The following is a 10,307-nucleotide window of genomic DNA, read 5'->3' on the forward strand; positions in this document are numbered from 1 at the left end:
CTCGACCTGTCCGTGACCGCGGTGGCGGCCAAGGCCAACATGTCGCCCCGCACGTTCGCGCGGCGGTTCCAGGCCGAGACCGGAACCACCCCGGCCCGCTGGCTCAGCGATCAGCGGGTGCTGGCCGCGCAGCACCTGCTGGAGAACTCGGACCTGTCGGTGGACGTGATCGCCGAACGGGTCGGTTTCGGCGGCGGCGCCGTGCTGCGGCAGCATTTCCTGCGGCTGCGGCACACCACCCCGCAGGCGTACCGCCGCACGTTCCGGGACACGGAGCGCACCGGCTGACGGCGCCGCAGGGAAGAATCGACGGCGGCGCGGCGTTGCACACGCAAAGCAGTCACCGAACGAAAGGACCCTCGTGGCCACCAAGACTCTGACTCAGCAGAACTTCGACGAGACCGTGACCGGCAACGACGTCGTTCTGGTGGACTTCTGGGCATCGTGGTGCGGTCCGTGCCGCTCCTTCGCCCCCACCTTCGAGGCCTCGTCGGAGCAGCACCCCGACGTCGTGCACGCCAAGGTCGACACCGAGGCGGAACAGGGCATCGCCGCCGCCGCGAACATCCGGTCGATCCCGACCATCATGGCGTTCCGCGAGGGTGTGCTGGTGTTCAGCCAGCCGGGTGCGCTGCCGCCTGCGGCGCTCGAGGATCTGGTCACGCAGGTCAAGGCCCTCGACATGGACGAGGTGCGCAAGCAGATCGCCGAGCAGGCGCCGGCCGAATAGGGCGGAGGACCGCCGCCGCCTAGTGTGCGGCGGCGTCCCAGCTGCGACCGGTGCCGACGGACACGTCGAGCGGCACCGACAGCTCGATGGCCGAGGACATCTCGTCGCGGACCAGCTGTTCGACCTGTTCCCGTTCCGAATCGACGACCTCGAGCACGAGTTCGTCGTGGACCTGCAGCAGCATCCGCGACTTCAGGCCCGCGTCGCGCAGTGATCGCTGCACGTTGATCATCGCGACCTTGATGATGTCGGCGGCCGTGCCCTGGATGGGGGCGTTGAGCGCGGCGCGCTCGGCGACCTCCCGCCGCTGGCGGTTGTCACTGGTGAGGTCGGGCAGGTAGCGGCGACGCCCGTACAGCGTCGACGTGTAGCCGTCCTTGCGGGCCTGCTCGACGACCTCGTGCAGGTAGTCGCGGACCCCGCCGAACCGGGCGAAGTACGCCTCCATCTGCGATTTGGCCTCTTCGGTCGAGATCTTGAGCTGGGCGGCCAGACCGAACGCGCTCAGCCCGTACGCCAGCCCGTACGACATCGCCTTCACGCGGCGGCGAAGCTCCGGTGTGACCTCCTCGATCGGCACGCCGAACGCACGCGCGCCGACGAAGCTGTGCAGGTCTTCGCCGGTGTTGAACGCCTCGATCAGGCCCTCGTCGCCGGACACGTGGGCCATGATCCGCATCTCGATCTGGCTGTAGTCGGCCGTGAGCAGCGAATCGTAGCCCTCGCCGACGACGAAGCCGTCCCGGATCTGCCGGCCTGCATCCGTGCGCACCGGGATGTTCTGGAGGTTCGGCTCGGTCGACGACAGCCGGCCGGTGGCCGCGACGGTCTGGTTGAACGTCGTGTGGATCCGCCCGTCCTCGGCGACCGTCTTGAGCAGACCGTCGACGGTGACCTTCAGCCGCGTCGCGTCGCGGTGCGCGAGCAGGTGCTCGAGGAACGGGTGCGACGTCTTCTCGAACAGGTTCTGCAACGCCTCGGCGTCCGTGGTGTACCCGGTCTTCGTCTTCTTCGTCTTGGGCATCTCCAGCTCGTCGAACAGCACGACCTGCAGCTGCTTGGGCGACCCGAGGTTGATCTGCTTGCCGATGACCCCGTAGGCCGCCTCCGCCGCCGCGGAGACCTCGGCCGCGAATCGGCTCTGCAGGTCGTGCAGGTGGGTGCCGTCGACGGCGATACCGGACGCCTCGATGTCGGCCAGCACCTCCAGCAGCGGCAACTCCATCTCGGACAGCAGAGCCGTCGATTCGATGTTGTCGAGTTCGGTGTCGAGCGCGGCCGCGAGGTCGAGGACGGCGCGGGCGCTGAGAATTTCGGTCTCGGCGGCTTCCGCGTCGACCTGGTCGGCGTCGTCGAGCAGCGACAGCTGCTCCTGGCCGGTCTCCTCCACCCGCAGCTCCCTGCGCAGGTACCTCAGCGACAGGTCGTCGAGGTTGAACGTCCGCTGCCCGGGACGCACCAGGTAGGCCGCCAGCGCGGTGTCGCTGGTGAGACCACCGAGCACCCAGCCGCGTCCGCGCAGCGCGTGCATCGCCCACTTGGCTTCGTGCAGGGCCTTCGGCTGACCGGCGTCCGCGAGCCAGTCGCCGAGCGCCTTCTCGTCCTCCGGGGTGGCGGACGCGGTGGCGATGTAGGCGCCCTCGCCGTCYGCGGCGGCGATGGCGATCGCCGTCACGTCACCGCCGTACGGGGTGCGGGTGCCGACCACCGACACGCCGGATCGCTCGCCCGTCGACGCGTGCGCCGACAGCCAGTCCGCGACCGCCCCGGGATCGAGCGCGCTCCCCCGCACCTCGAAGCCCTCCTCGGCCTCGGCTTCGACGGGGGCCAGCGTGGCGAACAGCCGGTCGCGCAGCACCTTGAACTCGAGGTCATCGAACAGCGCGTGGATCTTCTCCCGATCCCACTGCGCGAGCATCAGCTGGTCCGGGGTGTACGGCAGCGGGACGTCGCGCACCATTTCGGTGAGTTCCCGGTTGAGCAGGACGTTCGGCAGGTTCTCGCGCAGCGCGTCACCGACCTTGCCGCGGACCTTGTCGACGTTGTCGACCAGGCCGACGAGATCGCCGTACTCCTTGATCCACTTGGTGGCGGTCTTCTCCCCCACCCCCGGGATGCCCGGCAGGTTGTCGCTCGGGTCGCCGCGCAGTGCCGCGAAGTCGGGGTACTGCGCAGGTGTGAGCCCGTACTTCTCCTCGACGGCCGCGGGGGTGAACCGGGTGAGGTCCGAGACGCCCTTCTTCGGGTACAGCACCGTGACCCCGTCGGTGACCAGCTGGAGCGAGTCCCGGTCGCCGGTCACCACGAGGACGCGGTACCCGAGCGCCTCGGCCTGGGTGGTGAGCGTGGCGATGATGTCGTCGGCCTCGAAGCCTTCCTCGGCCATCACCGGGATGCCGAGGGCCCCGAGGACGTCCTTGGTGATCTCGACCTGCCCCTTGAACTCGTCCGGAGCCTTGCTGCGATTCGCCTTGTACTCGGGGAACTTCTCCGCCCGGAACGTCTGCCTGGACACGTCGAACGCCGCCGCCACGTGGCTCGGCTGTTCGTCGCGCAGCAGGTTGATCAACATCGACGTGAACCCGTAGACGGCGTTGGTGACCTGACCGCTGTGCGTCTTGAAGTTCTCGGCGGGCAGGGCGTAGAACGCACGGAAGGCCAGCGAGTGGCCGTCGAGCAGCATCAGGGTGGGGCGATCGTCGGACGACGCGGCGGCGCCGGACGCGGGGGACGTGGTGGACCGGGGGGTGGTTGCAGGGCTCACGGTTGCCCAGTCTAGGGAGCGGATCCGACACCGATCAGCCGGATGGTTCGATACCCAACCGAAACGTGCCGGAAATCCGAGAACCCCATTTCGCGCGACCGGAGCCGTTAGAGTCCGGAAATTGCGGCACGGGCGGTAGTCGAGTCCGTCGCAGCACGTTCCTGACCGATCTACACGTCCCCGGAGGACCTGCGTGGCCCCAACCGTGAGGAAGCGACTCCCAGCAGTGAGGACGCGACCGACATCCGCGAGGAAACGCACGAGGCGAGGGTCGGTCACCCGGCAACTCGGCCGTGCGTTCGTCCTCGTCCTGCTCGGCCTCGTCGCGGCGATCGCCTTCGGCGGTCCCGCGGCGGCGCAGGAACCCACCCCGCCGCCCCCACCGCCCGCGACGAGCGGGCAACCGGCGCCCCCGGAGAACGCGGTGCGGGTCAGCGGCAATCTGAACAACGCCGGCGAACGGCTCGCGGACGTCGAGGTACGCGCTCTCGATTCGTCGGGCAACGAGGTGGCGAAGGCGACGTCGGAGTCGAACGGCCGCTGGGAACTCCAGGTCGCGCCCGGCACGTACACGTTCGAGATCGTGGCGGACTCGCTTCCCGACGACGTCAGCGTGCAGGCCACGGTGCAGCGGGAAGTGGTGGCCGGTCGCACCAACACGGTGATCTTCTCGTTCGGCGAGGCCCGTACCGGTTCCGCGGTCCCGTTCTACGAGAAGCTGATTCGCCAGACCATCGACGGACTCCGGTTCGGTCTCGTGATCGCCATCGCCGGAGTCGGGCTGAGCCTGATCTACGGCACCACCGGCCTGACGAACTTCGCGCACGGCGAACTCGTCACCCTCGGCGCGGTCGCGGCGTGGGTGATCAACGTGACGTTCGGTGTGCAGCTGATCCCGGCCACCATCCTCGCAGTGTTCGTGGGCATCCTGATCGGACTGCTGAACAACGCCGGGATCTGGAAACCGCTGCGACGACGCAAGACCGGCCTGATAGCGCAGCTGGTGGTGTCGATCGGGCTCGCGATCTCCCTGCGCTACCTGATCCTGATCTTCTTCTCCGATCGCGCGGAACCGTTCGTCGACTACCAGGCCCAGGTCGAGCGGCACTGGGGTCCGATCGCGATCACCGACGCCAACCTCGTGAGCATCGGCATCAGTCTCGTCGTTCTCGTCGGAGTGGCCCTGCTGCTGCAGAAGACGCGCATCGGCAAGGCCATGCGCGCGGTGTCCGACAACCGCGACCTGGCCGCGTCGTCCGGCATCGACGTCGAACGGGTGATCCGCTTCGTGTGGGGTCTCGGCGGCGGTCTCGCCGCGCTCGGCGGCGTCCTGTTCGGCATCTCCGAACTCGGCGGCCGCGTGCAGTGGGAGATGGGCTTCAAGCTCCTGCTGCTGATGTTCGCCGGCATCACGCTCGGCGGACTCGGCACCGCCTACGGCGCGCTGCTCGGCTGTGTGATCGTCGGTCTGCTCGTCCAGCTGTCGACGCTGGTGATCAACCCCGACCTCAAGTACATCGGAGGACTGCTCATCTTGATCGTCATCCTGGTGGTCCGGCCTCAGGGCATTCTCGGCAGCCGGCAAAGGATCGGGTGAGGGCATGGACATCGCAGGAGCACTCCAGGTCTCGCTCGCCCAGCTGATCGGCCCGTCCGCGATCTTCTACGCGCTGCTGGCGATCGGCCTCAACCTGCACTTCGGCTACGCCGGACTGCTCAACTTCGGTCAGATCGGTTTCGCCCTCCTCGGCGGCTACGGCGTCGGGATCATGACCGTCACCTACCAGCAGCCGCTGTGGGTCGGCATCCTCGTCGGTCTCGCCGCGGCCGGACTGCTGGCCGTCGTCCTCGGTATCCCGACGCTGCGGTTGCGGGCCGACTACCTCGCCATCGTCACGATCGCCGCATCCGAGATCCTCCGCCTGATCTTCCGCTCCACCGCATCGGATTCCATCACCGGATCCACCAACGGGTTGTTCGGTTTCGCGGACCCGTTCACGACGCTCAGCCCGTTCGACTCGGGTAAGCAGTACAACTTCCTCGGCGTGAAGTTCTACGGCGACGACCTCTGGTCGATGGTCGTGGGGTGGACTCTCGTCCTGGTGCTGTGCGGGTTCGTGTTCCTCCTGACGCACAGCCCGTGGGGCCGTGTCCTCAAGGCCGTCCGCGAGGACGAGGACGCCGCACGCGCCCTCGGCAAGAACGTGTTCGTCTACAAGATGCAGGCGCTGGTCCTCGGCGGCATGATCGGCGGGCTCGGCGGCGTGTTCAACGCACTGCAGACCAAGTCGATCAACCCCGACTTCTACTCCACCGCACAGACGTTCTTCGCGTTCGGCGCCCTCATCCTCGGCGGCGCCGCCACGGTCTTCGGACCGGTGGTCGGCGCGATGCTGTTCTGGTTCCTGCTGGCCATCCCGGACGCCCTGTTGCGACAGGCGATCTCCGGGCCGGAGCCGCTGCTGCCGCTGACGGAACAGCAGGTCGGGGCCATGCGGTTCGTCCTGCTCGGCATCATGATCGCGGTGCTGATGGTCTTCCGGCCACAGGGCATACTGGGCAACAAGCGGGAGGTGCAGCTCAATGCCTGACCACAGACTGCCGGATCATCTGCAGACCGACACCGTGCTCACCGACGAGGAACGGGCCTCGATATTCACCGACGTCCCGCACTCCCCCGGCGCACCGAAACCCGACCCGATCCTCGTGGTCGACAACGTGTCCCGGACGTTCGGCGGGCTCAAGGCCGTCGACGTGGCGCATCTGGAGATCCAGCGCGGCTGCATCACCGGACTGATCGGTCCGAACGGTGCAGGCAAGACCACCCTGTTCAACCTGCTCACCGGTTTCGACCGGCCTGACAGCGGCACGTGGTCGATGGATGGCCAGTCGCTGGGCCGGATGTATCCGCACCAGGTGGCCCGCCGCGGCGTCGTCCGCACGTTCCAGCTCACCAAGGCGCTGTCGAAGCTGACGGTGCTCGACAACGTTCGGCTCGGCGCCACCGGGCAGCGCGGTGAGCGGATCTTCAACACGCTCCTGCCGTGGACGTGGAAGGCGCAGGAACGGGCCGTCACCGAACGAGCGAACGAACTGCTCGCGCGGTTCAAGCTCGACACCAAGTCCGACGATCTCGCCGGCTCGCTGTCCGGTGGTCAGCGCAAGCTGCTCGAGATGGCGCGGGCGCTGATGACCGAGCCGACCGTGGTGATGCTCGACGAGCCGATGGCCGGCGTGAACCCGGCGCTCACCCAGAGCCTGCTCGGCCACATCAAGTCGCTTCGGGACGAGGGCATGACCGTCGTGTTCGTCGAACACGACATGGACGTCATCCGCGACATCAGCGACTGGGTGGTGGTGATGGCGCAGGGCAGTGTGATCGCCGAGTCCACGCCGGGACACCTCTCGTCCAACAACGCGGTGGTCGACGCCTACCTGGGCAGCCACCACGATCAGGCGCTCGAGTTCGACGACGAGGGGAATCCGGTGGGCGCGACGGCCGTTCTGGCCGAGGCACTCGAGAACGCGGAGGCGGCGACCCTCGAGACCGGCGGCGACCTCTCCGAACCCGACATCACCGAGCTGAGGCGTGAGAACTCATGACCGAACTGACCCCAGCGGAATTCGCGGCCACACCCGAGGAGCATGCCCGGCTCGCCGAGGGTGCCCTCGTCCGCGCGGACGGTGTGGTGGCCGGGTACATCCCCGGCGTCAACATCCTCCGCGAGTGCAACTTCTTCCTGCGCGAGGGGGAGATCGTCGGCATCATCGGTCCCAACGGCGCCGGGAAGTCCACGCTCCTGAAGTCGCTGTTCGGGCTGATACCGGTGCGTGAGGGTTCGGTGACCCTGCGCGGTGAGGACATCACGTCCAAACCCGCCCACGTTCTCGTGCAGAAGGGTGTCGGCTACGTCCCGCAGACGCAGAACGTCTTTCCGTCGCTCACCATCGAGGAGAACCTCGAGATGGGGATGTATTTGCGGCCCAAGCTCTTCGCGCAGAGATTTGCGTTCGTCGGCGACCTCTTCCCGCTGCTCGTCGAGCGGAAGAAGGTGAAGGCGGGCGCCCTGTCCGGCGGTGAAYGGCAGATGGTCGCGATGGGCCGGGCACTGATGATGGAACCGTCCGTGCTGCTGCTCGACGAGCCGTCCGCCGGACTGTCCCCGATGTTCCAGGACGAGGTGTTCATCCGCTGCAAGCGAATCAACGCGGCGGGCGTCTCGGTGATCATGGTCGAGCAGAACGCCCGCCGGTGCCTGCAGATCTGCGACCGCGGCTACGTCCTCGACCAGGGCCGCAACGCCTACACCGACTCGGGACCCAACCTGATGCACGACCCGAAGGTGATCGAGCTGTACCTCGGGACCCTGGCGGGAAGTCAGGAGAAGAAGTAGGTCCGGTGGTTCCGGACACGACTGTGGGCCAGGTTTCCCTGGCCCACAGTCCGTTTCAGGTGAGTGCGATCATCCGCCGACGACGATGTATCCGTCCGTCGTCAGCTTGTTGTCGGCACCGAACTTCAGCTTGCCGTACGAACCGATGGACGGCTCGCCTGCGGCGGTGAAGTCGAGCTTGCCGGTGATGCCGTTGTAGTCGACGTCCGTGCCGGCCTGCACGAGCGGCAGGCACTCCTGGTACGACGTGCACGGGGTTCCGCCCTCGGTGACGGCGTTGATGTTCGCGGCGATGTCGCGACCGGCCGTCGACTTCGCGGCCTCCGCGGCGAGCGCGGAAACGACTACGGCGTCGTAGGACTCACCGGCGTAGTTGAAGTCGATCAGACCCGGGTTGATGCCCTTGAGACGATCCTGGAAGGCCGGACCGACGTCCGTGAGCGGCGTGGTGCCCTGCATGCCGTCGAGCAGCGGTGCGGCCACCGACTCGCCGAGCGCGTTACCCATGTTGCCGTCCACGCCGTAGACCTTCATCCCGTCGGACGGGCCGATGCCGACCTCGTGCATGCGGGTGATGATCTTCGCCGACTCCTCGAATCCGACCACCGCGACGGCGTCGGGGGCGAAGTCCTTGACCTGGTCGATCTCGGAGTTGAACGACTGCGCGTTGGGGTCGTAGATGATCTTCTGGATCTGGTCCTCGGGGATGCCCGCGTCGACGAGGTTCTTCTGGATGTTGTCGGCGAGCCCGGTTCCGTACGGGTCGTTGAGGGCCAGGATGGACACGCGCTGGCCGCCGTCGTCCGAGATGAGTTGCGACACAGCCTGAGCCTGCAACACGTCGGTGGGGGCGGTGCGGAAGTACTGGCCCTTGTCCGGGTAGCAGACGAACTGGTCGGACGTGTTGGCCGGGGAGAACATCACGACGCCGGCGCTGGACACCTTGTCGATGACCTTCAGCGACACCGAGGACGACGCCGCGCCGATGATCACCTGGGTGCCCGCGGCCAGTTCCCGGTCGACGGTGGTGTTCGCCGTGTCGGTGGTGGTGTCGCCCGAGTCCCCGGGAATCAACTGGACCGGCTGGCCGAGAACACCACCGGCCGCATTGACGTCGTTGACGCCGAGCTGGGTGCCCGCCACCATCGGCGGTCCGAGGAAGGAGAGGCTTCCCGTGTCGGGGAGCAGAGTGCCGATCTTCAGCGGCGCCGTGGACGGGGCACCCGCTGCCGCCGCCTCTTCGGGCGTGCAGTCGGTGGAAACAGTGGTGGCCGAGGCAGAGCTGTCACTCCCACTCGCGGAGTCGTCGCCACTGTCCGAACTACAACCTGCCAGTGCGAGAGATGCCGCGCCGAGAACCGCGGCCGCCCGCACGAGGGTCCGTTTAGCCATCCAAACTCTCCTTAGATCACCTGAGTGCGGGCGCCACCCGAGTTGGCGTCCGCTGTGGGATCAGACGCTAGCGGTCCGGCGGCTTCCGCGATCCGTCCAGAAAGGCTCGTGACCTTACTGTGATCTGAATACGACGAGTGTTTACGCGGCCGTAGCGTGGCGAGCCTCAGGCGCCGAGGAGAAGGCGCACGGAGTCGACGACCACCTGACGCCGGAGACCCAGCGGTGGGCCGACGTCAGCCGATCCGCGGACTTCCCCGCCGGCGCCTGACCCCTCCGGCGAAAACGCATCGCCCGTCGCCGATCTCGCGCGTCAACTGGTAGGAGCTTCCCCACCGAGGGTCTCGAGCACCACCTGCGCGACCGCCTTCATCGTCGACCGGCGGTCCATCGCGGCCCGCTGGATCCACTTGAACGCTTCGGGCTCGGTCAGCGACTGCTTCTCCATCAACACGCCCTTCGCCCGCTCGACGATCTTGCGGGTCTCCAGACGCTCGGACAGATCGGAGATCTCCCGCTCGAGCGCGGTCACTTCCTTGAACCGGCTGGCCGCCAACTCGACCGCAGGAACCAGGTCGGCAGTGGAGAACGGCTTGACGAGATAGGCCATCGCCCCGGCGTCGCGAGCCCGCTCCACCAGCTCGCGCTGACTGAACGCTGTGAGAATGACCACGGGCGCAATACGTTTCGCCGCGATCTCCGAGGCCGCATCGATGCCGTCACGACGGGGCATCTTCACGTCCATGATCACGAGGTCGGGTTTGAGCTCCACCGCCAGGTCGACGGCGGCCTGCCCGTCCCCCGCCTCACCAACCACGTCGTAGCCCTCTTCCCGCAGCATCTCGACCAGATCGAGCCTGATCAGCGCCTCGTCCTCGGCCACCACGACCCGTCGCGGCTGCGACGGCACACCTTGCTGCTGGGGAGCGTTCATGGCCACCATTCTCCTCTGCTCGGACGACCCCGGCACGGGGAGCGAACGTTAGAAGGGTACCGGTGGTTGACTCCCGACGGCGATCTTCTACAG

General features: G+C 67.4%; 9 protein-coding genes. 6 read left to right on the forward strand and 3 right to left on the reverse strand.

The window, feature by feature from the left end; all coding sequences use genetic code 11:
• A partial coding sequence (locus AC1D1G_RS34975; protein WP_477955684.1) for a helix-turn-helix domain-containing protein occupies nt 1-288 on the forward strand: 288 nt, incomplete at its 5' end.
• Nucleotides 289-361: 73 nt separating this feature from the next.
• Entirely contained in the window at nt 362-730 is a 369-nt protein-coding gene (gene trxA, locus AC1D1G_RS34980) for a thioredoxin (protein ID WP_005247443.1), read from the forward strand.
• A gap of 19 nt (nt 731-749) precedes the next feature.
• On the opposite strand, the gene polA is transcribed toward trxA, so the two are convergent.
• Complete coding sequence (gene polA / locus AC1D1G_RS34985; RefSeq protein WP_283352518.1) at nt 750-3,494, reverse strand: DNA polymerase I; 2,745 nt, start codon at nt 3,492-3,494, stop codon at nt 750-752.
• Between the two features lie 226 nt (nt 3,495-3,720).
• Between polA and AC1D1G_RS34990 the strand changes: the two genes are divergently transcribed.
• Genes AC1D1G_RS34990 through AC1D1G_RS35005 form a run of 4 tightly spaced genes read left to right on the forward strand, consistent with a single transcriptional unit; the run spans nt 3,721 to nt 7,888 of the window.
• Nucleotides 3,721-5,091, forward strand: coding sequence for a branched-chain amino acid ABC transporter permease (locus AC1D1G_RS34990; protein ID WP_283334311.1), 1,371 nt, complete (start codon nt 3,721-3,723; stop codon nt 5,089-5,091).
• Between the two features lie 4 nt (nt 5,092-5,095).
• Nucleotides 5,096-6,085, forward strand: a complete 990-nt coding sequence (locus tag AC1D1G_RS34995) for a branched-chain amino acid ABC transporter permease (RefSeq protein ID WP_009473649.1) — start codon at nt 5,096-5,098, stop codon at nt 6,083-6,085.
• Nucleotides 6,078-7,097, forward strand: a complete 1,020-nt coding sequence (locus tag AC1D1G_RS35000) for an ABC transporter ATP-binding protein (protein WP_105413707.1) — start codon at nt 6,078-6,080, stop codon at nt 7,095-7,097. Before AC1D1G_RS34995 ends, AC1D1G_RS35000 begins: the two co-directional genes overlap by 8 nt.
• Nucleotides 7,094-7,888, forward strand: coding sequence for an ABC transporter ATP-binding protein (locus tag AC1D1G_RS35005; RefSeq protein ID WP_477955688.1), 795 nt, complete (start codon nt 7,094-7,096; stop codon nt 7,886-7,888). Before AC1D1G_RS35000 ends, AC1D1G_RS35005 begins: the two co-directional genes overlap by 4 nt.
• A 69-nt stretch (nt 7,889-7,957) precedes the next feature.
• Here AC1D1G_RS35005 and AC1D1G_RS35010 read toward each other — a convergent pair whose 3' ends face one another.
• Together AC1D1G_RS35010 and AC1D1G_RS35015 are read right to left on the reverse strand one after the other, a co-directional pair.
• Nucleotides 7,958-9,280, reverse strand: coding sequence for an ABC transporter substrate-binding protein (locus AC1D1G_RS35010; protein ID WP_007295814.1), 1,323 nt, complete (start codon nt 9,278-9,280; stop codon nt 7,958-7,960).
• A 313-nt stretch (nt 9,281-9,593) separates the two neighbouring features.
• On the reverse strand, nt 9,594-10,223 hold the full coding sequence (locus AC1D1G_RS35015) for an ANTAR domain-containing response regulator (RefSeq protein WP_005260374.1): 630 nt from the start codon (nt 10,221-10,223) through the stop codon (nt 9,594-9,596).
• Nucleotides 10,224-10,307 lie beyond the last annotated feature (84 nt).

It is taken from the genome of Rhodococcus sp. P3_B8, from assembly GCF_056402775.1.

Bases quoted from the DNA above. Each gene is read 5' to 3' on its own strand.
- AC1D1G_RS35000 (WP_105413707.1), top strand. From the start codon at position 6,078: ATGCCTGACCACAGACTGCCGGATCATCTGCAGACCGACACCGTGCTC.
- AC1D1G_RS35015 (WP_005260374.1), bottom strand. From the start codon at position 10,223: ATGGTGGCCATGAACGCTCCCCAGCAGCAAGGTGTGCCGTCGCAGCCG.
- AC1D1G_RS35010 (WP_007295814.1), bottom strand. From the start codon at position 9,280: ATGGCTAAACGGACCCTCGTGCGGGCGGCCGCGGTTCTCGGCGCGGCA.
- AC1D1G_RS34995 (WP_009473649.1), top strand. From the start codon at position 5,096: ATGGACATCGCAGGAGCACTCCAGGTCTCGCTCGCCCAGCTGATCGGC.